Annotated in this window: 22 protein-coding genes; 7 read left to right on the top strand and 15 right to left on the bottom strand. The window is 43.4% G+C overall.

Annotated features, from left to right (window positions below; all coding sequences use genetic code 11):
• Positions 1 to 336 precede the first annotated feature (336 nt).
• Positions 337 to 1,020, bottom strand: a complete 684-nt coding sequence (locus tag IM475_RS04355) for an N-acetylmannosamine-6-phosphate 2-epimerase (protein ID WP_287726805.1) — start codon at positions 1,018 to 1,020, stop codon at positions 337 to 339.
• A gap of 5 nt (positions 1,021 to 1,025) precedes the next feature.
• Here IM475_RS04355 and IM475_RS04360 point away from each other — a divergent pair, with 5 nt between their 5' ends.
• Positions 1,026 to 1,157: a hypothetical protein gene (locus IM475_RS04360; RefSeq protein WP_287726806.1), complete on the top strand. Its 132-nt coding sequence runs from the start codon at positions 1,026 to 1,028 to the stop codon at positions 1,155 to 1,157.
• 121 nt (positions 1,158 to 1,278) lie between these two features.
• Here IM475_RS04360 and IM475_RS04365 read toward each other — a convergent pair whose 3' ends face one another.
• The 5 genes from IM475_RS04365 to IM475_RS04380 form a co-directional block, all read right to left on the bottom strand.
• Positions 1,279 to 1,788: an inorganic diphosphatase gene (locus IM475_RS04365; protein WP_004162542.1), complete on the bottom strand. Its 510-nt coding sequence runs from the start codon at positions 1,786 to 1,788 to the stop codon at positions 1,279 to 1,281.
• A 161-nt stretch (positions 1,789 to 1,949) separates the two neighbouring features.
• Positions 1,950 to 2,144 (bottom strand): TLTLP motif-containing protein, encoded by a 195-nt coding sequence (locus IM475_RS23095; protein WP_012267246.1) that lies wholly within the window; start codon positions 2,142 to 2,144, stop codon positions 1,950 to 1,952.
• A gap of 914 nt (positions 2,145 to 3,058) precedes the next feature.
• Complete coding sequence (locus IM475_RS04370; protein WP_061430718.1) at positions 3,059 to 4,237, bottom strand: AI-2E family transporter; 1,179 nt, start codon at positions 4,235 to 4,237, stop codon at positions 3,059 to 3,061.
• Positions 4,238 to 4,571: 334 nt separating this feature from the next.
• Positions 4,572 to 5,060 (bottom strand): PIN domain-containing protein, encoded by a 489-nt coding sequence (locus IM475_RS04375; RefSeq protein ID WP_004162544.1) that lies wholly within the window; start codon positions 5,058 to 5,060, stop codon positions 4,572 to 4,574.
• Complete coding sequence (locus IM475_RS04380; protein ID WP_002764591.1) at positions 5,053 to 5,304, bottom strand: UPF0175 family protein; 252 nt, start codon at positions 5,302 to 5,304, stop codon at positions 5,053 to 5,055. The genes IM475_RS04375 and IM475_RS04380 overlap by 8 nt, the downstream gene beginning before the upstream one ends.
• Positions 5,305 to 5,724: 420 nt before the next feature.
• Here IM475_RS04380 and IM475_RS04385 point away from each other — a divergent pair, with 420 nt between their 5' ends.
• A complete protein-coding gene (locus IM475_RS04385) occupies positions 5,725 to 5,919 on the top strand; it encodes a hypothetical protein (RefSeq protein WP_004162545.1) in 195 nt (64 codons plus the stop codon).
• Positions 5,898 to 6,149 (top strand): type II toxin-antitoxin system RelE family toxin, encoded by a 252-nt coding sequence (locus tag IM475_RS04390; protein WP_004162546.1) that lies wholly within the window; start codon positions 5,898 to 5,900, stop codon positions 6,147 to 6,149. The genes IM475_RS04385 and IM475_RS04390 overlap by 22 nt, the downstream gene beginning before the upstream one ends.
• A gap of 831 nt (positions 6,150 to 6,980) precedes the next feature.
• Here IM475_RS04390 and IM475_RS04395 read toward each other — a convergent pair.
• Positions 6,981 to 8,996 carry a ribonuclease catalytic domain-containing protein gene (locus IM475_RS04395; protein ID WP_287726807.1) on the bottom strand — a complete coding sequence of 672 codons (2,016 nt, stop codon included), beginning with the start codon at positions 8,994 to 8,996 and terminating at the stop codon, positions 6,981 to 6,983.
• Between the two features lie 86 nt (positions 8,997 to 9,082).
• Positions 9,083 to 11,122, bottom strand: a complete 2,040-nt coding sequence (gene speA / locus IM475_RS04400; RefSeq protein ID WP_287726808.1) for a biosynthetic arginine decarboxylase — start codon at positions 11,120 to 11,122, stop codon at positions 9,083 to 9,085.
• A 140-nt stretch (positions 11,123 to 11,262) separates the two neighbouring features.
• Between speA and IM475_RS04405 the strand changes: the two genes are divergently transcribed.
• Together IM475_RS04405 and recR are read left to right on the top strand one after the other, a co-directional pair.
• On the top strand, positions 11,263 to 11,796 hold the full coding sequence (locus IM475_RS04405) for a DUF4330 domain-containing protein (protein WP_004162056.1): 534 nt from the start codon (positions 11,263 to 11,265) through the stop codon (positions 11,794 to 11,796).
• A 142-nt stretch (positions 11,797 to 11,938) separates the two neighbouring features.
• On the top strand, positions 11,939 to 12,529 hold the full coding sequence (gene recR, locus IM475_RS04410) for a recombination mediator RecR (protein ID WP_043999193.1): 591 nt from the start codon (positions 11,939 to 11,941) through the stop codon (positions 12,527 to 12,529).
• Here the strand turns inward: recR and IM475_RS22935 are convergent.
• The 4 genes from IM475_RS22935 to IM475_RS04425 all read right to left on the bottom strand — a co-directional run bounded on the left by IM475_RS22935 (position 12,524) and on the right by IM475_RS04425 (position 15,455).
• The gene (locus IM475_RS22935) at positions 12,524 to 12,760 is read right to left on the bottom strand and encodes a cyclic nucleotide-binding domain-containing protein (RefSeq protein ID WP_353737435.1); all 237 of its coding nucleotides are present in this window, start codon (positions 12,758 to 12,760) and stop codon (positions 12,524 to 12,526) included. The genes recR and IM475_RS22935 overlap by 6 nt on opposite strands.
• Before the next feature lie 12 nt (positions 12,761 to 12,772).
• Entirely contained in the window at positions 12,773 to 14,098 is a 1,326-nt protein-coding gene (ctpB, locus tag IM475_RS04415) for a carboxyl-terminal processing protease CtpB (protein WP_353737436.1), read from the bottom strand.
• Positions 14,099 to 14,240: 142 nt separating this feature from the next.
• Positions 14,241 to 14,660 (bottom strand): NUDIX hydrolase, encoded by a 420-nt coding sequence (locus tag IM475_RS04420; protein ID WP_287726810.1) that lies wholly within the window; start codon positions 14,658 to 14,660, stop codon positions 14,241 to 14,243.
• 96 nt (positions 14,661 to 14,756) lie between these two features.
• Complete coding sequence (locus IM475_RS04425; protein WP_287726811.1) at positions 14,757 to 15,455, bottom strand: OB-fold nucleic acid binding domain protein; 699 nt, start codon at positions 15,453 to 15,455, stop codon at positions 14,757 to 14,759.
• A gap of 89 nt (positions 15,456 to 15,544) precedes the next feature.
• Between IM475_RS04425 and folD the strand changes: the two genes are divergently transcribed.
• Together folD and IM475_RS04435 are read left to right on the top strand one after the other, a co-directional pair.
• Entirely contained in the window at positions 15,545 to 16,402 is an 858-nt protein-coding gene (folD, locus tag IM475_RS04430) for a bifunctional methylenetetrahydrofolate dehydrogenase/methenyltetrahydrofolate cyclohydrolase FolD (RefSeq protein ID WP_287726812.1), read from the top strand.
• Positions 16,403 to 16,669: 267 nt separating this feature from the next.
• Positions 16,670 to 17,680, top strand: a complete 1,011-nt coding sequence (locus IM475_RS04435; protein WP_287726813.1) for a hypothetical protein — start codon at positions 16,670 to 16,672, stop codon at positions 17,678 to 17,680.
• 357 nt (positions 17,681 to 18,037) lie between these two features.
• Here the strand turns inward: IM475_RS04435 and ppsA are convergent, their stop codons facing one another.
• The 3 genes from ppsA to IM475_RS04450 form a co-directional block, all read right to left on the bottom strand.
• Positions 18,038 to 20,479, bottom strand: a complete 2,442-nt coding sequence (gene ppsA / locus IM475_RS04440; RefSeq protein WP_287726814.1) for a phosphoenolpyruvate synthase — start codon at positions 20,477 to 20,479, stop codon at positions 18,038 to 18,040.
• 350 nt (positions 20,480 to 20,829) lie between these two features.
• A complete protein-coding gene (locus IM475_RS04445; protein ID WP_287726815.1) occupies positions 20,830 to 21,084 on the bottom strand; it encodes a UPF0175 family protein in 255 nt (84 codons plus the stop codon).
• A gap of 73 nt (positions 21,085 to 21,157) precedes the next feature.
• Entirely contained in the window at positions 21,158 to 22,606 is a 1,449-nt protein-coding gene (locus IM475_RS04450) for a M16 family metallopeptidase (RefSeq protein WP_287726816.1), read from the bottom strand.
• Positions 22,607 to 22,674: the final 68 nt, after the last annotated feature.

Here is a 22,674-nt window from a genome sequence, read left to right on the forward strand (position 1 = left end):
AATTAAAGCAGCTCTAAAGAGTTTTGAGTTAAAAGTTAAACTTCAAGTTTTCATTCAGGACGAATGTACTGATTAACTAATTTTTTGGGGAAAATTAGTTAACCAATCATTATAACATATAATTAATTTGCAAGAGTTCTAGTAGAAAACTGCCATAATCAGTAATCAGTAATCAGTGAAAAGACAGCAGAAAACTGCCATTTAATACTGCTCACTTAATCCATACTGCACACTTAAAACTCAAATCTGATAACTGATAACTGATAACTGAATAATCGCTTTGGTTGTCGCTATTTTAGGAGGTGCGGCTAAACTTTTTGGGGTTTTTCCCTCCCATTAGTCCTTTGATAAAATTCCTTGTAAAAAAGCGGTAGTTTTTAAATCAATCCCGGTAATTGCCGTGCCGACAACTACCGAATATGCACCAACTTTTAGGGCTTTTTTTGCTTCTTTTGGAGTCGATATTCCTCCTTCACAGATAACAGGAACTGATAACTTATTAACCAATTCTTCTAGGAAAGAAAAACTCGGCGGCTGCAGATGTTTACTGGCTTCTGTGTAACCGTAAAGAGTTGTACCGACAATATCAGCACCGGCTGCCACGGCATAAATAGCACTTTCGATCGAGTCTATATCTGCCATGACTAATTTACCAGTTTCCTGATGAATACGATCGATAATTGTGGCTAAAATTTCATCATTAGGACGCTTTCTGGGGGTAGCATCCAAGGCAATTATATCGGCACCGGCATCGGCAATAGCGAGAGCATCTTGATATTTGGGAGTAATATATACCGAACAATCGGGATAATTGCGTTTCCAAAGTCCAATTATCGGTATATCTGGCAATTGTTGACGGGTGGCTTTCAGATGAGCGGGACTATCAATTCTTACCCCACAAGCACCCCTATCCACACAAGCATGAGCCATGGCGGCAATAATTACAGGATCGTGCAGAGATGACTCTACTGGTGCTTGACAGGAGACGATTAAACCCGATTTTAAGGTTTCTATTCTCATAAATTATGAATTATGAATTATCAATTATCAATTATCAATTAGGAAGTGGGGAATGGGAATTATCAATTATCAATTATGAATTAGGAAGTGGGGAAGTGGGGAAGTGGGGAATGGGAATTATCAATTATCAATTATGAATTAGGAAGTGGGGAGAAGGGAGCGGGAATTATGAATTGGGGGGGGAGAATAAATAAAAATAATCTCCTGCCGACGGACGACCGGCTCCTAACCCCACCAACAAACTTTTTGCCGCAAACCTTACTTATAAGCAGCAATACACTGTTCAACTAAAGCGGTTACTGCGTCCACATCTTTCCAACCGAGAATTTCTGTGACTTTTTTCTCTAGATTCTTATAGGTTTTGAAAAACTCGGCGATTTCCTGCAAGCGATGGGGAGAGACATCTTTGAGAGATTTTACCTCAGCATAACGAGGATCTTTAGCGGGAACACAGAGAATTTTTTCATCGCGATCACCACCATCGATCATTTCTAACATACCAATAGGGCGCGCCGTAATCACACAGCCGGGGAAAGTAGGCTGATCCATGATCACCATACCATCTAAAGGATCGCCGTCATCGGCGAGGGTATTGGGAACAAAACCATAATCACAGGGATATTGTACCGAAGAATAGAGAACGCGATCGAGAGCAAAGGCGTTTAAATCCTTATCAAACTCGTATTTATTCTTACTGCCGGCGGTAATTTCCACTAAAACGTTAATTAAACCGGGTTTCGGTTGGGCAGGAATGCGCGATAAATCCACAAGCTTTCTCCAAATACAAGACAATAGCGCCTTTAGAGTCACCTAAAAGCGCAAGCAAAATTAAAACACACTTTGATCAACTCCGATCCAAATTTTACCCATAAGGGGGATCGGGACGAAGAAAAAAATTTTTATTTTGGCAATCGTCTATCTCAATTCTGTCACCTCATTTGCCTCGTTAGGGAGTAGGATGTGTTACCGGTAAGGGGTTCTTCGGTATAGTTAGGCGTGGAGTTATATCCAATCGCTAACAAGGGTAACGTTAGGGTCAGAATTGCGATCATGGTTCCGAGTAAGTTGGCCCACCTATGACTAGGAGGTTCGGAAGTCTTCCCTGACGGGTTGCTTGATTCCATAAAGGGGTCGTGTTGAACTCGACAAGTAAAGAATACGAGAGATATATAGAGCAGTCAGCTATCGGCTTTTAGCTTTTAGCAAATTACTGCTATTTTTTTGCCTTTGGGCTTGGTTAACGTCTTGTGAGTAAGCGAAACATTAACAGCAATATTCTCCCTACTAATTATATTTTACCAATTCTTTTCCAAGAGTTCCCTCTGATACTTTTCTTGACGATCTCTCCAGATCATGGTCTGTTGGTGTTCATCCCTGTTACCTTGTGGGTACAAGCATTGCCTAGCCTAGATTAGTTGTTCTCTAGCTTAGATCAAAACGGCTTCCTTATCTGATTGCGAACTGAGCTTATACTAAATCCAGTTATTAAAGACTGATTATCTATTCCTCCTTTTGCCTTTTGACTCTTGCCTCTTGCCTATCCTCATAAGTAGCCTATACTCAACGTATTTACTATTATTTACTAGCTCAATCCACAAAAAAAATGTCTGAAAGGCTTAAACCTTAAGCGATCCAAACATTTTTTCATTGCAATCGGAGGGTGATATTGACTTTATGTCTTAACTTCGAGCTTACGATAGAAACCTGGCTGTTAATGTAGCCTATTTAACCAAAATATCGATTTTTTGCTTATTTACCGGGATAGACAATGACCCGTTCTTAAAATTATCTCAGTTTAGAGATAATTGGTTAGCTAATCTCCCAATAAGCCAGGCCGCAGAGACCAGCAAGACATCTTCAGGCCTTCATTTGTCCTTTCCGGGCATGGACGGCGATCAGGCCTAGTGGAGTTAATCTACCAATATTTACATCATAACTCGATCGAGGGAGAAAAGCCAAGAACCTGCGAGAAAATTGCCGATTTATCCCGGTCAATATTACTGTTCAGATCGCCCTAGATGATGCCGTCAGTCATTCTTCAGCGAGAAACCACCTCGCTAGAGGATTCTGATTCTAGGGGGAGAGAGGGTTTAATTATCCCGTGTTTTGTCTCCTCTGGTGTCACTTGACGGATCACCTCCAAAGCTTCCTTGATCATTACTGCCATGGGAACCGCGACAATCACCCCCAGTAAACCGCCCACTCGCGCCCCCGTCAAGACCGAAACCAACACCCAAAAGGGATTTAACCCGGTGACACTGCCCAAAATTCGGGGAGCAATGCCGTTTTCGACAATTTGCTGCACCACTACAGCTACGGCTAAAACTTGCAGAGCTAAACCAATATCGCGCAAAGCTAGTAAAGCTGTCACTGTGACAATGCCGACAGTTCCCCCAAAAGGGATTAAGGCCATGGTACCAATCAAGAGGCCGAATAGAAGACCAAAAGGGACTTTAATCGATAAAAATGCCGTGACTAATCCCAGGGCCATGCAGGTGGCACAAATCACCTGTCCGACAAAGTAATTCTGAAAACTTAAGCGTAGGGTTAGAGAAAAGGGTTGTTGGACGGGTTTGGGCAACCATTGGATAATACTCCTCCAGATATCGGGACTGTGGAGAAGCAGATAAAAGGTGAGGATAATGGTTAGCAGCACATCAAGCACTCGCACCACGGTAAAAACGGTGAGATTAAGGGCTAAATTAACGCTTCTTCCCGCTAAAATTTGCAATTCTGCCCCTAAACGACTGTTAAACTGAGCGATCAGACCATCGAAACTGATCGGAATCGGTAGATTCATCGTGTCGATTTTGGTATCTAGTTGCATCAGTTGGCGCTGTCCCGAGTCTAACCATTCTGGCAATCTGTTGACAAATTGCTGTGCTTGGGTGAAGACTAGGGGAACTAGGGTTATGCCCACGGCCACAAAAATTAAAATCGTGATCAGGGAAACCACGATCGCAGCTAAACCCCGTTTTAATCCCTGACGTTCCAACCAAGTCACCGGATAACCCAAGAGAAAAGATAGAACGGCCGCTATCAGTAAAATAACAAATAAAGATTCAAAATAGCCAAAAATTGCCGATAATGCCCAGACATTCAGGACGACAAGTGGTGCGGCTAGAGCAATCACCAGTAAGCGGGATAAGGAATTCAGGGATTGCCAGCACGTCTGAACCCAATTGCGTTTCGGGGGAACGACTTTAACTTCCACCATGAAGCCTCTTAAAAGGTTTGTTTCAACACTTGTATTCTGACAGATCGAAGCCTAACCCGCTAACTCAACGGGGGGGAAGTGGGAAGATGGGGTGTGGGATGCTGACAGGTGTAGGTTTATTACAACCCAGATGGTTCTTCGGTTTGTCTTATGCAACGTACAGGATTATAAGGAATGAAACTCTTATAGAGAAAGACATTTGGCGATTTTTGTCAATTGTTTTTGATCTAGAGCGAACTAATCAATTAAGTCTCTTGCCAGATAAGGATTTAGTCGATTTATGCTCCCCTATCGAACCATACCAAGTAACGAAGAGCCTTTTTTTTAAGCATACTTACTCTCCAGCTAATCGAAGAACATCATTGACAACTTTATCAGTTAGCCACATTCCTTGATGGCGTAACTTAGCAATAACGGGAGCAACAGAAGATAGATAGCCCTGCTGCTTCGCTTTAACTAAAACACCAAGCGTTCCTGAATATTTCAAGCGATATAAATCGGCAATACGTCGGGCTAACTGATCATCAAAAATCAGTAAACTATCTGGATTTTCTAATCCTAAAGCTAAGACCTCAGCTTCTCCTTGCCCTAAATCAATAATAGCCGGAATTAGACTGACTGATTTAACCAGAGTAATTGAAATCCATTCAATTGCCTGAATATTGGGAACATCAATTCCTTTATTTTTACCGATTGCTAATTCTTCGATTACTGCTGGAGGAGTCAAGATTTGAGAATACAAGCGTTGGAGCAATTCCAAGTAGCCCACTTGATGTAAGTACAGTAGAGGAGAGGTGTTGACAATGACTTGAGGATTAGGCATTGACAATATCTTGTTCCAATTGTTCAGTCGTTAAAGAAAAAGGGGAGACTTGATAACGCCCCAAAATAGTTAAAAATTCTACTCGTGACATTCCGGCTAATTGGGCTGCACGTCCTGAAGATAGTTTGTCAAGTTCAAAAAGTTTAACGGCTGCCAATATTTTTAATTCTCTTGATAGATTTTCAGGAGTTTCTTTGAGACTAATTAAGATTTCTTCAGGAATTTCAAGGGAAATAGTGCTCATTTTCTTTCTCTCTCAATAATTGTCTCTATTCTACACCAATAAAATTAGTCCTTCTCTGTGAGTAGAATCAGTAACGGGTTTCCCCTCTCCAGCCGACAGAATGAGCAGGTGCAGTCTATCTTGTCCTCAAGGGGTTGGAGACCAAGCCTCTACGGCTTTATGGCAATATAATCGTGCTTAATTTGGGTTAGCGATCGAGTTGAGAGGTGGTCAAGGGAGAACACAAAGGCGAATCCGACATACCGCGCTACAATCCCTTACGGAAGACGATAGTTCGCCTGAGAAGGAGTAAAACAGGGAAAACTAATTGAGATTCCTTCTCCTGTGAATCGCTGCGATCGCACTCTTAGGATACACTTATAAATGTGGTAAAACTTAAAATGAAAGCCAGAAAAACAATAAGGAGGTAAGGGCAGTAGCATGAACGACCAAAGTGCTGTAGATATTGAGCAATTCCTAGAGTATTTAGAAACTTCTGAGACGGCTGATGACGTGCTTCCCGAAGAAATTGAAGCGGCAGAGAAAGCCTATCAGGAGTATCTAGAAGGGCGCGATCCTGGCAAATCCTTAGTTAAGTTAAAGGCTGAATTAGGATGTGGCGTTACATCATCTTAAAACCAGCCGAGCGTTACCTAAAACGGTTACAGCCTCGTAGCCAAGAGCGTATCTTAAATGAACTGGATCAATTGCTGGTTAGTCCTACTCAGACAGATTTCAAAAAACTTAAAGGACGTGAGGGTTATCGTCTGCGAGTTGGTAATTATCGGGTATTAATGCAAGTCAATCGAGAAGAACGGCTTTTCATTATCACTGAGATCGGTTCTCGTGGTGATATTTATAAATAATACCGAATCCGACATACCGCTCCACAATCCCTCACGGAAGACGATAGTTCGCTTGAGAAGGAGTAAAACAGGGGAAACTAATTGAGATTCCTTCCTTTGGGAGTCGTTGCTAGGGAGAGAAATATAAAGATTTATTAAATTGTAGCTTTTGATACTTTATCGGGGAGGGTAACGTGTATTGTTCTGTTGTCCGTCTTTGTTGTTGGGTTAGGCTGTTGCTTGAACTAGGCTGCAAGAGGGGCGATCGCACTCCGAACCTGAAAAAGTAAAACTACAACCTTACACCAACAAAAACACTACTCAGGAGTAAAAAATGAAAAATTGCACATTAGCTTTGGCTCTTGGGACTGCTGTAGTTACTACAGTTCTTAGCTTGGTTGCTGAATCCGCTCACGCTCTTACATTCCGGTTCGATGGGTTACGAACTGATGATGACTCATTCGATTTAATCCTAACCACTGAAGATACACTAATAACTGAGGCTCTTCGTTACTTGTTATGGTTCGATAGGGTGGCATAAATAAACTAAATCCTTATCTGGCAAGAGATTTAATTGATTAGTTCGCTCTAGATCAAAAACAATTGACAAAAATCGCCAAATGCCTTTCTCTATAATAGTTTCATCCCTTATAACCTCCGTCCATTGCATAACACAAACCGAAGAACCTTACTCAGGGTTTGCGGCAAAAAGCTTTTCGGTGGTGGCAGGGTGTGGGGTAGTGGAGCATTTGGCTGAAATTTCCCTAAACCCCGTAAATCCCTATCACCCTATCTCCCGACTCCGTTCGGCTGAGCTCACGGCCGAAGCCTGAATACTGACTCCCCGAGAGATTAACTTGCTTGGGAGGAGACAAAACCCGATAACTCGCGAAAACGGATCTCATCGCGGTGGGGATCAGAGCGACTAACTTGTACTTGGAAGCGATCGCCTAAAGATACCGAACGCTCAAAACGATGGGGTAATTCTAACCCCAATTCCTCCAATAAAATCAAGCCTAAATTTTCCTCTTCCCGCAGCCAGCGTAAAACCAAAGCTTGCCAGACTTGATCTCCCTGTCGTCGCAAAAATTCCAAACTCCAATAACGATTAGTTTGTCGTTCCACCGAGGTGGCTTCTTGGGCCGAACTAGCGACACTATAGAGAATTTCCTGCATTCTATCCCGGGTAAAAGGCAGTTTATCGCCCCGGAGATGGGCTTTTAGTTGAAAATGGGTCAAAAGGTCAGTATAACGGCGAATTGGCGAAGTTACTTGGGAATAGGTATTCAATCCCAGACTAGCATGACGGTTAGGAATCGTCGTCATCTCACTGCGCGGCATACAGCGACGCAAGGCACAGGAACGCACAGGGCCGGCGGGTAGTAAAATTAACTCCTCATCGGGGGGTAATTCTGGTTGTGGTTGTCCGCGGAAAGGCACGGGAATCTCGTGTTCCTGACAGTAGCGACCGGCGATTTCTCCGGCTAAAATCATCATTTCCGCCACTAATTGCCGAGATGGGGACACTTCCTGCAATTCTATGATAATTTCGTCGTTAGCCTTCACCTTAATGGATGATTCTGGCATTTGGATGTTAATCGATCCCTGAGATTTGCGCCAGGCGTGGCGTTGTTTGGCCCAACGGTTGAGAATCCTTACTTCCGGTTCATGCTGCAGATCCAGATGTAACATTTCATCCACATCTTCGTAGGTGAGGCGATAGGTAGGTTTAATTGTACTAGGATGGATTCGATAATCGGCGATCGCACCAGTTTCATCGAGGATTACCCCAAAACTCAAGGCAGGACAAAGTTTACCCTGTACCAAACTCATTGGACCGGCGGCCAATTCTAGGGGAAACATGGGAACCATTCCCGTGGGAAGATAGAGACTGGTACTGCGACGACGCGCTTCTAGGTCTAATTCATCATCGGGAAGCACTAAACGGCTAGGATCGGCAATATGGATCCAGAGACGATGACCACCATCCGCGAGCATTTCCACCGATAATCCGTCATCGATTTCCTCGGTACTTTCATCGTCGATGGTATAAATTTTTTGGTGGGTTAAATCGAGACGATTGTTGACATCCGCATCCGCAGGGGGATTGAGTAAATTAAGACGCGCCACATCAAGTACCTTTTTCGAGAATTGAACGGGGTAGGAACTGCGTCGCAGGAAAAGGTTTTCGTGACTACTCCACCATTTCAAATCGACTAACAATTCAAAAGCGGCCTCGGGGGTTTGAGAACGGCCCAGCAGCGAGAGTATGTCCATGGCTGCCGGATATTTTTGTTCGGGTTGGAGGATAAATTTTTCTAGAGACTCCAGACGAATTCGATCGCTTTCTGACCATTCTACCGTTTCACCGGCCAGGGCCTGTTGGAGACGTTGGAGAAATTGGCCTTTTTCCCGTTGACGCTGTTGTTCCACCTCTAGCTGGTGTTTGATTTCCTCTACCTGATTTTCCGAGCGGGCTTCGTAACCATCCCCTTTATTTTTAAAATAAACTTTATCATCACTCAAGAGACAATGGGCTGCATAGCAAAACTGCGGACTGCGATCGGAAAAGAGGATCTCGGCCATGGTTTCGGGAGTGACTAACTGATTTTCCCCGGCTAATAATTCCCAGGCCACTTCTAAACCACTAGCATCTAGATAGGGTTGGACTTCTCGCAGAAAATTGCCAATCTCCTTATGGTTGGACGGACCTGCTTTGATAATGTAATCGAAGCGTTGGGGACGCAGTTTATGCGGGTTTCCCCCTTGATCGATGACGATCCAATCTTTTTTCCCTTCTGGGCGATCGATCACCCCTAAGCGCCTTTCTCCTTGCACTCGAAATTCTACCAGCGTTCCCTTATCCACTGCTTCCCCTTACTGCCTATCTATTTTGTCTATTTTGTCTATTTTCTATCATCCTCGATCGATTACTCGATCTGCAAGGGCAATCATCAATCCCCACCCACTAGATAGGTATAACGTCGCAAACTGCGTTCATAATCCTGTAGTAGTAACTGGGATTCTTCCACCGTCATGCGATTTTCCTGCAAAGCTTGTTCACAACGAAGACGAATTCTTTCTAACAGGTCTTCTGCGGAATACTGCACATAACTTAATACTTCCGTGATCGTATCCCCTTTGACTAGATACTCGATATCGTATCCCTTGGGACTCATCTGAATATGTACCACGTTAGTATCGCCAAAAAGATTATGTAAATTGCCCATAATCTCTTGATAAGCACCCACCAGAAACATTCCTAGATAATAAGGTTCTGGAGAATGTTTACCGTTTTTGTACTCCAACGGATGCAATTCTAAAACTGATTTTACGTCCCCGCGCAAATCGATAAACTGGGCAATTTTCCCGTCACTATCACAGGTTAAATCGGCGAGAATACCTCTTTGAGTAGGTTCTCGATCGAGACGATGGATCGGCATAATTGGAAATAGTTGATCGATCGCCCAACTATCGGGAACTGACTGAAAAACCGAGAGATTGGCATAATAAATTGAGGCCATAATTTGCTCTAAGTCTTCCAAGTCATCGGGAACATAATCCTGTTGTCGGGCCACTTGCAGAATTTTGTGACAACAAGCCCAGTACAATTGTTCGGCTCTAGCTCGTTCTTTGAGACTGAGATAACCGAAATTAAACAGACTAATCGCCTCCTCTTTGAACTGTCCCGCATCGTGATAAGCTTCCTGATAATTGCGCTCATCGATACCCGTGTAGGTTTCCCAGAGATTACGGAGGATGAGGTGTTCTTTCCCATTGCAGGGATCGGGAGGGTTTTGGGGAACCTCACTACTTCCCAAGATATCAAAGACTAACACCGATTGATGAGAAGCGATCGCCCGACCACTTTCACTGATGAGAATTGGGGGTGAAATCTGGGCATCTTCACAAGCTTCCTTGACCTCGGCCACGATATCATTGGCATAATTCTGCATATTGTAGTTTTTTGAGGCGTAGAAGTTAGTTTTTGAGCCATCGTAATCGACCCCTAAACCACCCCCCACATCGAGATAGGTCATATTTGCCCCTAATTTCGCTAATTCCACATAAATCTGACTAGCTTCGCGAATAGCATCCTTAATGACGCTAATAGCGGAGATTTGCGACCCAATATGATAGTGCAGCAGTTGCAGACAATCTAACATCCCCGCTTGTTCTAATTCCGTCACCACCGTCAAGATTTCCGGGACGGTTAAACCGAATTTTGCCCGGTCTCCCGTGGAACATCCCCAACGGCCCACCCCTTTTGTCCCCAGTTTCGCACGCACTCCCAAATGTGGGGCAATTCCTAACTGACGACTGACGCGCAGGGTTAAATATAATTCTTCCAATTGTTCGATGACAATCAAAGGCCGATGACCGAGACGAGTGGTCAAAAGAGCGGTTTCTAGGTATTCTTTGTCCTTATAGCCGTTACAAATTAGCAATGGTTGTGTTTTGTCATTTTTGCCGTTTAAGGCTGGTTCTAGGGTAGCTAAAGCAATCATTAGCTCAGGTTTTGAACCAGCCTCCAGCCCAAATTGATAGGGTTTACCAAAACGCACTAAAGACTCGACGATGTGACGGTGTTGATTGCACTTGATCGGATAGACACCGCGATAGACATTGGGATAATTATAACGGGCGATCGCTCGGTTAAAACAGGCATTCAGGCGCTCAATCCGATCCTCAAGGATGTCACTAAACCGAATTAACAGGGGTAAACCGATATTCCGCCGCTTAATCGCTGAAACTAACTCGTATAAGTCCAAAGAACCGCCCCTTTCTCCCTGGGGCGAGACGGTAATATTTCCTGCGGCATTGATCGAGAAATAGGGTTCTCCCCAGCCTTGGATGCGATAGAGATTTTCGCTATCTTCGATCGACCAATGTTTAACGGGGGCAACTTTTTCGAGGTTGTTACCGTCAGAAGGGGTCAGATCCACTGGAGATAGTTGCTTTTCTTGTTTCTTAAGTTGAGTTTTACCCGCCATTGTCTATCGATCGCTCCGTATGAAACTCCGATCTTCTATCTTAAGTCAGACTTCCTGTCTGCGACCAAGATTCCGATCGTGATAGAATTTACTCTCTAGGCTCGATCTCTAGGAATAGTCATCTATATAAATTCAAGGCTATGCAGTTATTAGACTCAAAAGGACGTTTATTCGGTAAATTTAGCTTGCTTGATATCGGAGCGGCCTTAGTAATTTTATTGACAATTATCGGTATTTTTGTTGTCCCTGGAACGAGTGGTAAAAGTACGATCGCTCAAGTTACCAAAGAACCCATAGAAGTGGATGTTATTGTCCGGGGTTTAAGTGTTCTTAATCCCAACGCTTTGATTAATCAATTCAATACCGAGAAGAAAACTAATATTGTTATTCGTAATCAACCGGCCGGTCAAGTGGATATAAAAAATGTTAAACCTTTAGCGAGAAATGTCTTAGTTCCGCAGCCGGATGGTAGTGTAAAAGTCCTACCCGATCCCCGCACAGAAAACTATTCTCAAGATATGATTATGACTCTCAGTGGTCAAGCGGAAGTTACTGATACTGGTGCGGTTGTTGGCGGTCAAAAGGTGAAAATTGGCACTTTAATCGAGTTAGAAGGAGATAATTATAATTTCAACACCAGTGTTATCGATGTCCGTTTACCAAAAAGGTCTTAATCAGTGAGCAGTGAGCAGTAAACAGTGAAAAGACAGCAGGAAACTTCCATGTAACACTGCTCACTTGAAAACTCAAATCTGATAACTGATAACTTACCCACTGATAACTGATAACTGATAACTGATAAGAGGATTAACTGCTATTTATACACCGCCTTTAGCTCGTTTGATCGAGCAGTTACAAAAATTACCCGGAGTCGGACCAAAAAGCGCTCAACGTCTGGCCCTGTATATTCTCAAACGACCAGAACAAGATGCGATCGAATTGGCCCAGGCGATCGTAGCAGCGAAAAAACAAGTAGGATTATGTCAGGTTTGTTTCCATCTTTCGGCCGAACCGATTTGTGAAATTTGCCGCAATCCCAACCGAGAAACGGGGACTATCTGTGTGGTAGCTGACTCCAGAGATGTGATTGCTTTGGAGAAAACTAGGGAATATTCGGGCAAATATCACGTTTTAGGGGGTGTTATCTCACCTATGGATGGCATTGGACCGGATCAATTAAATATACAGTCTTTAGTCACCAGAGTCAGCCAGAAAAAAATTCAGGAAGTTATCTTAGCTATCAGTCCCAGTGTCGAGGGGGAAACCACGACTTTGTATATCGGGGGTTTACTAAAACCCTTCACTAAAGTTACCCGTATCGCTTTTGGGTTGCCCATGGGCGGCGATCTGGAATACGCTGATGAAGTAACCTTAGCGAGAGCTTTAGAAGGTCGTCGGGAATTATAGAGCAGGGTGTGAGGTTTTGATCAGGTTACTTTTTGGCGAATAATCGAGCATTTGTAATCTAAGATACAGTTTTATACTGCGTCTTATGCTTAGCTGCAGAATTTGTAGCTGTAGAAATCTTTGGGCGGGAATCACGAGCAACTGCACGGGAGCAAGAGCTATCGCGGTTAAATGCTTTAAAGGCTGTTCTAGAATCGCCATTTCGCCGAAACAGTCGCCGTTTCCCCAGATTTTTTAGGACGATTATTCGGCCCGACTACTCAAAGGGTTGTTGAGATTGCCAGTGCCGGGACGTTTGACACTATGGGATTGTAGGAGTGAGATCGCCTGTTGATACTGGGGATCATCCTTAGTTCCCAGCAAAGAAGGATCATCGCGGAAGCGCAGCTGTTGTTCTTGGGTTAACTCGATCTGCACATCGGGTTTAATGCCTTTTTTGTAGATATTTTCGCCGTTGGGGGGATAATAACGGGCAATTGTCACCGCTAAACCAGAACCATCGGAGAGGGTGTGTACCGATTGGACGGTACTCTTGCCATAGGTCGATGTACCTACTAAAGTCGCCCGGCCATTTTCTTTCAGCGCTCCGGCGAGGATTTCGCTGGCGCTGGCGGAACCTTTATTAACCAAGACTACTAGGGGTAAATCGGTAATAGCGGTGTTATTGGCGATAAATTGACGATCTCCACCACGTCGATCGATAGTGCTAACGATTTTGCCCTGTTTCATCCACATACGAGCGATATCAACACTAGCAAATAGTAACCCGCCGGGGTTGCCCCGCAGATCGAGAACATAGCCGGATATCTGTTGTTGACTTAATTCCTCGATCGCCTGTTTCATTTGTTCGGCTGCGTGGGAACTAAATTCATCCAGTTTGATATAACCAACTTTCACCCCACCTTCCTGTTTAAGGGTATAGCTAACGGAGGGGATTTCGATATCTACCCGGGTCAAAGTCACTTCAAATACCCCTTTATCGGGACGGGCAAGCTGTAAACTAACGCTAGTACCCACTTCTCCCTGTAGTGCCTCCATTGCCTGTTCTAGGGTCATTAAAGCGGTGGGTTTGCCGTTAATTCTGATCAGGCGATCACCGCTTTTTACTCCTGCTTCCTTGGCGGGGGATTTTTTCACCGTATCGACAACGACCAGATCGCTAGTGCGTTTATCGAGAGCTAAACGTACCCCAATTCCCGATAATTCTCCAGAAGTTTGACTGGTGAGGACAGAAAATTCACTAGGAGTTAAAAAACGGGTATAAGTATCATCCAATTCCTTTAAAGCTTCGCGAATTGCTGTGTAAGCTTGTTGGGGATTAGTATAATTTCTGCTTAACAATTCTTGACGTTTTTTTTGCCAGTCAATTTGATGAAAACCACGATCTACAAATTCATTATTAACAATTTGCCAAACTTGGTCGATGACCGCTTTCGGGTTATCTTCTAAGGGTTTTTCCCCTTTGGCTGCGGGGGTAAGGACCATCAGGGAACTAACTGCTAGGGTAGCGATCGCACCTCCGGATAGGAGTTTCTGCACGGAAACGAACGAGGGACGCGACTGGTTCATAAAGACAAAGCCAAAATAAGATTGACGTTTCAATAAAGCCATTCAAAAAGCGGGAGCATTTTGCCTTCGAGGGAGGTGAGGAGCAGTGTTAACTACGACTTTCGTATAGATAAGGGAGTTCCTTGTCTGGCTCTAGTATCCACTATAGTTCTAGTTCTATAAAATCGAGCAATATCTGGCGATGAATTTTTCCTAAAGAACGAGTCTGATTAATCTTCTGGGAATAGTATTCCCCTTGACGGATGGCAGCCGGAGGTAATAATGCTAAATCTTGCCCTTCCGTTTGCACTAATTTTTCTAATTCCACGGTCAGGGGTACATGATAAAGATAACGGGAGAGATTATCATCGTTATAAGAGCGAAAATAGCGTAAACTAGGGGCTTCGTAGTTAATTTCTTCTTTTAACTCTCGTTTTAACCCTATTTCTGGACTTTCACCCGCTTCTAAGTGACCACCAAATAAACCCCACACCCCCGGATAGAGAATCGTCGGGATGTCGTCGCGCAACTGCATTAAAAATCGACCGTCCTGTTCCAAAATCGCCAAAGCAACAAATATCATCAGTTATCAGTTATCAGTTGTCAGTTGTCAGGAGATTATTTGTATTTTCTCCCCACTTCATAATTCATAATTCATAATTCCCACACCTAACCCTAGCTATTTCTTGCTTTGTTTATGGGGTAAAAAGAAAGCATCAAGGGGGTCTGGGACGGGTTTAACCACTGCGGGGGGTTTGGGGGGAATCGCTTCTGCGACGGGTTGCACGGGGGGATTGGGTTTAACGGGGGTAACGACGGGAGTTGCTGGGGGTTTTGTTTCAGCTGCGCTGGGAATTGTCACCTGTCGGGGATTTTCCAGGGGTTTAGTGGAGACTGGGGGAGAATTATTTTCTGGGGGTTTAACTTCTGAGGTGGGGGAAGGTTTAATTTCTGGGGACGGGGAAGGAGTGGGAACCGAATTAACTGCTACTGCATCCATCTGTTCTAATTCCACCACATACAATTCGTTAACGGTTTGGGAACCCTGGGGAATAGCTTCAAAGTCAATTTTGCCCTTAATGACGATTTCTTCGCCTTGACGGGGTAATTTATTGCTATTGGTGCGAATCCAAATCTTGCCGGAACCATCCTGCAAAAGATAGGCTCCTCCCGCTAAAAAAGGGGCATAATTGCTCACAGTTCCCCTAAGATAAACTAAAGCACCTTTTGGTTTTTCCTGTAATTGCTCGATCGCTGTTAGGGGAGGATCACCGATGTAGGGAACGGCAATACCGAGGTCAGCAAGGGTACTACAACCGAATAACCCTAGCAATAATAATAAACTGCCGATGCGCCCTACACGAGTCTGAATAGACATTCTTGCTTTAACCTTAACGAGTGCGATTAGCCAATCTTTTTGACCATAGAATAGATCCGAAAGATTTTTGTTCTCGGTATTATCATAGAATGTCCGTAACTACTTGCCAAATTCTCGACGGGAAAGCCTTAGCTCAAAAAATCCAGCTTGGTCTAGGAGAGCGCATCCAGACGCTAAAATCTCCAATGGGACGACCTCCGGGGTTAGCGGTGTTGATGGTGGGAGACAATCCCGCTAGTGCCGTTTATGTCCGCAATAAAGAGAAAGCTTGTACTAAAATCGGTATGGCCTCTTTTGGTCGTCATTTTCCCACCGATACAAGTGAACTAGAAATTTTAGCGGAAATTGTCCGTCTCAATCAAGATGAGCGGGTGGACGGGATTTTAATTCAATTACCTTTACCTAAGCATTTAGATGCGGTTTCCCTTCTCTACCAAATTGACCCGAAAAAAGATGCTGATGGCTTACATCCTCTCAATTTAGGCGGTTTAGTGCGAGGTGAGGACTGTATTCGCAGTTGTACTCCTGCGGGGGTCATGGCACTGCTGAAAGAATATAATATTCCCATAGCTGGTAAGCACGCGGTGGTGGTGGGTCGCAGCATTCTAGTGGGGAAACCTTTAGCTTTAATGTTATTGGAGGAAAACGCTACGGTAACTATTGCTCACTCGCGCACGGAAAATCTGGCAGAAATAACCAGAAGTGCCGATATTTTAGTACCTGCGGTCGGTAAAGCGAATTTAATCACCCCGGATATGGTAAAACCTGGTGCGGTGGTGGTGGATGTGGGGATTAATCGCGTCGCTGACCGTTTGGTGGGGGATGTGGACTATGCTGGGGTTTTAGAAGTAGCTAGTTATCTTACTCCTGTACCCGGGGGTGTCGGTCCGATGACGGTGGCAATGTTATTAAAAAATACGTTGTTAAGTTACGAACGCAAGTTATAAATCCTCAGCTACCAGCTATCAGCTATTCAGTGATTCGGCTCTCTTGGGTTCGGTGGGTAAAATCTATTCTAAAATACAGTCTTGCTGGCGAGTGCGTGGAACGAACCACAAAGACACAAAGGACACAAAGATTGATCGCTTCTATATAAGTTAAACTTATCACACAAAGAATAAGAGGGCCGTAATTCTACCGATACAATCCTTGATTTTTTTTTAACTATGTTGGTAGAATTTTACAAAACTGAATAAACTAGGAGCTTTTCGGTCATGATCTTTATTATCCCGATTATTCTTGGTGCGGCGGCCTTAGTTACTGCTGGTGTGGGAGTTAGTGCGGGTGCTAATGGTGTCTCCAAGCTACAAAAGGCGCAAAAAATTGGCAAAAGTGCCGAACAAAGATATAAAAAAGCCAACAAATCCCTAGAAAAAAAGTTTCAAGCTACCCAAAAATTCGCGGAAGAATACGGTCAACTGCAAATTAATGTCAAAATCAACACTATCGGCAGATTTGTTAAGTTTATTAGCAGAATTGATCAAAGAATTAGTCAAAGAATTGGTCAAAATTCCTCCCCATCCCATCAACGCTTCTCAGAAGGGTTTGAGGGATTTTCTGCCGAACAATTCAAGGAATATAAAGCAGAAGTGTTAAACGCGCAAAGTTTGGCTGTGGGGGGTTTAAAAGTAGTGGGAGTCGCTTCGGCAGCCAGTCAGGGAACCCTAGGATTAATTGGTCTTTTCGGTACTGCTAGTACAGGAACAGCAATTAGTGGACTTAGTGGGGCAGCCGCTTGGAATGCCACCTTAGCATGGTTAGGAGGTGGTTCTTTAGCTGCCGGTGGTGGTGGTATGGCTTTGGGAACAGTGGTTTTAGGAGGTATTACCGTCGGACCTGCTTTAATGATTGGTGGTTTTGTCTTAGGAGGAGAAGGGAAAAAAGCCCTAAGTAAAGCTATCGAATACGCCAAGGAAGTGAATAATAAAATAGCTCAATTAGATAAAAGTAAGAGTTTTTTAGGACAAGTTCAGCGCAGAATTAAGGAGTTACAATACCTCGTTCATAGTCTTAATAGTAGAGCTATTCAGAGTTTAAATGAACTGGAGTCACGAGCTAATTTTAATCCCCATCTAGAGGAAGATGCAGCCAAGTTTCGGGAGGTACTACTTTTAATTAAAGCCTCATCGGAAATCATGAAACTATCCATCTTAGACGACAAGGGAAAATTAACTCAAGCAACGGAAAATCTCCAAGAAAAGTACCGCCATCTCTTAAAAAACTAATAATTATTCTTGAAAATCTATGAATGTTATCAACTGGTGGATCGATATTTATCCTCTGGTGATAATCAAAAACTTTCCTTAATTTTAGAAGAAATTACCATCTTATTTTGCTCTATTTATTGGAGAATTTCAGTCAATTATCGACGGTAAAAGCCGCGTTAAAGGATGCTAATCACTGTTGGGAATTTTAATTAATTACCCCTCAATATCTAATACTAAATCTGGTTAGTAAAAACTGATTATTTATTCTCCCTTTTGCCTGAGTGCCTGTCCTGATATGTAGCCTATACTCGACGGATTTAGTATTACTTATACCAAGATAAAAAAAGGTGGGACTTGCCCACCTTTGTCACTAAACTATTGTCCTTGCTCCACTGCTGCCACCATCAATAAAGTCTTGAGGACAGAATCAGGATTAAGACTGATGGAATCGATGCCTAATTCCACTAAAAATTGAGCAAATTCGGGGTAATCACTGGGGGCTTGACCACAGATACCAATTTTGCGATTTTGGGCTTTAGCGGTTTCAATGGCCATTTTCACCATGCGTTTAACTCCCTCATTCCGTTCATCAAAAAGATGGGCAACTAGGGCAGAATCCCGATCTAATCCTAAGGTTAATTGGGTCAAATCATTAGAACCGATCGAAAATCCGTCAAACACCTGAGCAAATTGGTCGGCAAGAATTACATTACTTGGTAACTCACACATCACATAAACTTGCAAACCATCAACCCCGCGTTCGAGACCATTTTTCGCCATTTCTTCGAGGACTCTCATCCCTTCTTCGGGGGTACGACAGAAAGGAATCATCGGAATCACATTAGTTAATCCCATTTCTTCCCGGACCATTTTCAGCGCCCGACATTCCAAAGCGAAAGCCTCGCGATAATTAGGATCAGTATAACGGGAAGCGCCGCGCCAACCGATCATCGGGTTTTCTTCCTTGGGTTCAAAGGGTTTGCCACCCAATAAATTAGCGTATTCATTGGATTTAAAATCAGACATCCGCACAATTACATCTTTGGGGTAGAATGCGGCTGCAATCATGGCAATTCCCCGGGCCAATTTATCGACGAAAAATTGGGGTTTATCCTCGTAGTGTTTGGTTAATTCGGCGATTTGGTCTTTTACGTCTCCTTCTTCCAATTCGTGGAATTTCAGCAAAGCACTGGGGTGGGCCTGAATGTGGTTAGCGATAATAAACTCTAGACGGGCTAAACCGACCCCTTGGGCAGGAATATCGGCAAAAGCGAAGGCTTTTTCGGGATTACCGATATTCATGAGGATTTTTGTCCGAGTTTGGGGCAAATTGTCCAGGGGAGTTTCAAGAATTTCAAAGGGTAGCAATCCGAGGTAAACTTTCCCTTCATCCCCTTCCGCACAGCAAACGGTGACTTCCTGACCGGTTTTAATCGTTTCCGTGGCATTATTGCAACCCACGATCGCCGGAATGCCCATTTCTCGTGCGATAATAGCGGCATGGCAAGTACGACCACCTTGATTAGTCACGATCGCGCTTGCTTGTTTCATAATCGGTTCCCAGTCGGGATCCGTGCGATTGGTGACGAGAACTTCTCCCGGTTTAAAGTTGTTGATTTTATCTACACTGAGGATGACTCTGGCTTTTCCTTGACCAATTGCCGCACCTACACTCCTTCCCACTGCTAAAACTTGACTTCTTTCTTTAATTTCGTAGGATTTAAGGATATTAGCGGCTTTTTGTGATTGTACGGTTTCTGGACGGGCCTGAACGATAAAGAGTTCTCCCGTGATCCCATCTTTTGCCCATTCGATGTCCATGGGGGTGTAGGTTCCGCGCACTTGCGAGTAATGTTCCTCGATTTGGGTCGTCCAACGGGCTAAAGTGAGGATTTCTTGGTCACTAATGCAGAATTGATCCTGTTCTAGCTTGTTAACTCGGATATTCTTGGTTAGACGCGATCCTCCATCATCGTAGATCATCTTGATGGCTTTACTGCCGAGGCGTTTGTCGAGGATGGGTTTGTAACCGTTTTTAAGAGTGGGTTTAAAAACCAGATATTCGTCGGGGTTAACGGCACCTTGCACGACATTTTCCCCTAAACCGTAGGCTGCCGTGATTAAAGTGGCATTTTTGAACCCTGTTTCCGTATCGATGGAAAACATCACCCCGGAGGTGGCTAGATCTGAACGCACCATTTTTTGGACACCGACGGAAAGGGCGACGGCAAAGTGATCGAAACCGTTATGATGACGGTAGGAAATAGCGCGATCGGTGAATAAAGAGGCAAAACATTTATGGCAAGCTTCTAAAACTCCCCTCACCCCTTGCACGTTGAGATAGGTTTCCTGTTGTCCGGCAAAACTCGCTTCTGGTAAGTCTTCGGCGGTGGCGCTTGAGCGAACGGCCACATCTATGGAATGATAGAGATCATCGCCATAACGTTCACAGAGTCGGCGATAGGCAATAGCGATCGCATGACTTAAATCATCGGGGAACGGTGTATTTAAGATTAATGTGCGCGCTTGTTTACCTTTTTCTTGCAAGTTCTGCACATCATTTTCGTCTAAATCTTGGAAAATTTGTCTTAATTGTGCGTCTAGTCCGGCTTTTTCGACAAAGTGACGGTAAGCGTAAGCGGTGGTGGCGAATCCTGTGGGTACATTAATCCCTTTCGGGGTTAATTGTTGGATCATTTCGCCTAATGAGGAGTTTTTCCCACCGACTAATCCCACATCTTTGCTGTCTACTTCTTCAAACCACAGAATTAATGCTTGTTCTCTAGAGGTTCTCGCAACATCTTGTAGTAGCATCATAAGTATTTTTACCTCTGTACTTTATACTTTCAGTTTAGCTACATACCATCTTCAAAAATCCTTGAGTTTGATATTTATTTACAAAACTATATAATAGCCAAATCAGCCACGATAACCCTATCTCTAAAGGGTTTGATTGTCTAGGTAATTAACACAAAAATTAACAAATTAATCAGGAGTCTCAACAGTAACTTTCTTCAATGATAGCCTTAGTTATCTCAAAATAGTTACAGCAGTTATCTCAATGGTGAGATAGGAAGTTTTCGTTTTGGGGAGTCGGTCGTCAGCAGTCAGGAGTCAATACCAAATTAGGTTATACTTTTTTTTATGAGAAGGGCTGTAATTTAGCTTTAGGCATTTTCAAGGTCTGATAATAGTTCTTCTTCTGTTAAGTCAATCATCCCTAGGCCAAAATCGGTCAATCTCAATAAAAAATTAACCCTATCCACTCCTAATAAATTGGCAGCCATACCCGATGAAATAGGTTTCATCTCAAAGAGTTTTACTACCATAGCCCAGGTTGCTTCTCTCTCGAATTCCTCTCGTGTTTTTTGAAGAAAGTCGGGTAAATTTTCAGGATAATTTATTGTGACTTGTAAAGTCATCTATCGTGCTATATTTATCTAATTTTTTTAGGTTGGATTTCACCTAGTTTAGCTCCATCCAACCTAGATTTATTTATAGTTGTGTAATGGTGACATCAACAGTTTTAACCGTAGTTCCTAAACTGGATAAGGGAGGTTGAATTTCCTGTTCATTACCCACTACTAGAGTCACAATTTGATTCGGTTGCAGATATTGTTGGGCCACTCGTTGAATATCAGCAATTGTCACCCCTTTTACCGCTTGTTGATAACGGAAGATAAAATCTTGGGGATAACCATAGTATTCATAGGTCATCAATCGCGATAAATTTTGACCAGGTTTCTCAAACTTAAAAACAAAAGAATTGAGAATAGCATTTTTAGCGTCTTCTAATTCTTTTGCGGTTACGGGTTGATTGCGAAGGCGCTCGATTTCGCCTAAAATTGCCTTAATAAAAGGTACGGTAGCATCGGTGCGAGTTTGACCTCCAGCAATAAATAAACCGGGATAATCATAACGACTATTCCAGACACCATAGACAGAATAAGCTAATCCTTGACGGGAGCGCACTTCATTAAATAAACGACCACCAAAACCGCTTAAAATCTCATTTAATACCGTTAAAGCGGGATAGTCAGGACTATCCAAACGACCACCAAGATGGCCTAATAAAACCGTACTCTGGGTTAATTGGGGTTGATTGACAACAAAGACACCTTGAAGATTTTTTTGAGTTGCCGAAGGAGTGACAATTTTAGGGGTAGTTGCGGGATTTTTCCAATCGCCAAAAGTCTTATTGATTAATGCTTTCATCGACGGAGAATCAAAATCACCGACAATCCCTAAAATTATTTGGTCGGGACGGACATAGGTACGATAAAAATCGATTAAATCCTGACGGTCAATATTAGCTAAAGTGCTATATTCTACAGTACGAGCGTAGGGGCTATTATCACCATAGACTAGCTTTTTAAACTCCCGACTAGCAATATCATCGGGATCATCATTACGTCGGGCAATTGCTCCTTTTTCCTGAACTTTGGCTAATTCCACCCTCTGATTTTCAAAAGCTGGGGAACGCAAAACCTCGGCAAAGAGATTAAAAACTGCTTCTAAATCTTCACTAAGAGCGCTAAAACTAGCAGTTCCAGAGTTAAGATCGATCGAGGTTTCTACGAGGGCTGCTCTTTGTTCTAATAATTGATTTAAGACATTAGAAGGATGTTTTTCCGTGCCACCACTACGCAGCACGGTTCCAGTAATATCGGCTAATCCGACTTTTTCCCCAGGTTCTAATCTTCCTCCCGTCCGAATCATCGCCGTACCACTCACTAAAGGTAAGCTCCGATCCTCCACTAAATAAACCACCATACCATTATCTAGTTGATAACGTTCGTATTGGGGAACTGTAACTTCAGGAAGGGGAGGAAAAGTTAAATCGGTAAAATGTCGCGGGGTTTGGGCAATTGCTGGGGAACGAAAAGCTAGGACACCCATCAGGGTGATAATGATTAAACCTAGCCATTGTAAGCGTTTTTTCATGATTTGAGTGAAAATTATCGAGAGGAATAGATAAGAGGGAGCAAAAGGCAAACTTAGCCGCTTTTTGC

It is taken from the genome of Microcystis sp. M061S2 (genome assembly GCF_020245605.1).
Lineage (GTDB): Bacteria > Cyanobacteriota > Cyanobacteriia > Cyanobacteriales > Microcystaceae > Microcystis.

What these genes read in the sequence shown, in the direction of transcription:
- ppsA (WP_287726814.1), bottom strand. Translation starts at nt 20,479, where the DNA reads ATGATGCTACTACAAGATGTTGCGAGAACCTCTAGAGAACAAGCATTA.
- IM475_RS04370 (WP_061430718.1), bottom strand. Translation starts at nt 4,237, where the DNA reads ATGGTGGAAGTTAAAGTCGTTCCCCCGAAACGCAATTGGGTTCAGACG.
- IM475_RS04405 (WP_004162056.1), top strand. Translation starts at nt 11,263, where the DNA reads ATGCAGTTATTAGACTCAAAAGGACGTTTATTCGGTAAATTTAGCTTG.
- IM475_RS04355 (WP_287726805.1), bottom strand. Translation starts at nt 1,020, where the DNA reads ATGAGAATAGAAACCTTAAAATCGGGTTTAATCGTCTCCTGTCAAGCA.
- IM475_RS04445 (WP_287726815.1), bottom strand. Translation starts at nt 21,084, where the DNA reads ATGACTTTACAAGTCACAATAAATTATCCTGAAAATTTACCCGACTTT.
- IM475_RS04435 (WP_287726813.1), top strand. Translation starts at nt 16,670, where the DNA reads ATGATCTTTATTATCCCGATTATTCTTGGTGCGGCGGCCTTAGTTACT.
- IM475_RS04385 (WP_004162545.1), top strand. Translation starts at nt 5,725, where the DNA reads ATGAACGACCAAAGTGCTGTAGATATTGAGCAATTCCTAGAGTATTTA.
- folD (WP_287726812.1), top strand. Translation starts at nt 15,545, where the DNA reads ATGTCCGTAACTACTTGCCAAATTCTCGACGGGAAAGCCTTAGCTCAA.
- IM475_RS04380 (WP_002764591.1), bottom strand. Translation starts at nt 5,304, where the DNA reads ATGAGCACTATTTCCCTTGAAATTCCTGAAGAAATCTTAATTAGTCTC.
- IM475_RS04420 (WP_287726810.1), bottom strand. Translation starts at nt 14,660, where the DNA reads ATGATATTTGTTGCTTTGGCGATTTTGGAACAGGACGGTCGATTTTTA.
- speA (WP_287726808.1), bottom strand. Translation starts at nt 11,122, where the DNA reads ATGGCGGGTAAAACTCAACTTAAGAAACAAGAAAAGCAACTATCTCCA.
- IM475_RS23095 (WP_012267246.1), bottom strand. Translation starts at nt 2,144, where the DNA reads ATGGAATCAAGCAACCCGTCAGGGAAGACTTCCGAACCTCCTAGTCAT.
- IM475_RS04360 (WP_287726806.1), top strand. Translation starts at nt 1,026, where the DNA reads ATGAATTATGAATTATCAATTATCAATTATCAATTAGGAAGTGGGGAA.
- ctpB (WP_353737436.1), bottom strand. Translation starts at nt 14,098, where the DNA reads ATGAACCAGTCGCGTCCCTCGTTCGTTTCCGTGCAGAAACTCCTATCC.
- IM475_RS04450 (WP_287726816.1), bottom strand. Translation starts at nt 22,606, where the DNA reads ATGAAAAAACGCTTACAATGGCTAGGTTTAATCATTATCACCCTGATG.
- IM475_RS04375 (WP_004162544.1), bottom strand. Translation starts at nt 5,060, where the DNA reads ATGCCTAATCCTCAAGTCATTGTCAACACCTCTCCTCTACTGTACTTA.
- IM475_RS04390 (WP_004162546.1), top strand. Translation starts at nt 5,898, where the DNA reads ATGTGGCGTTACATCATCTTAAAACCAGCCGAGCGTTACCTAAAACGG.
- IM475_RS04425 (WP_287726811.1), bottom strand. Translation starts at nt 15,455, where the DNA reads ATGTCTATTCAGACTCGTGTAGGGCGCATCGGCAGTTTATTATTATTG.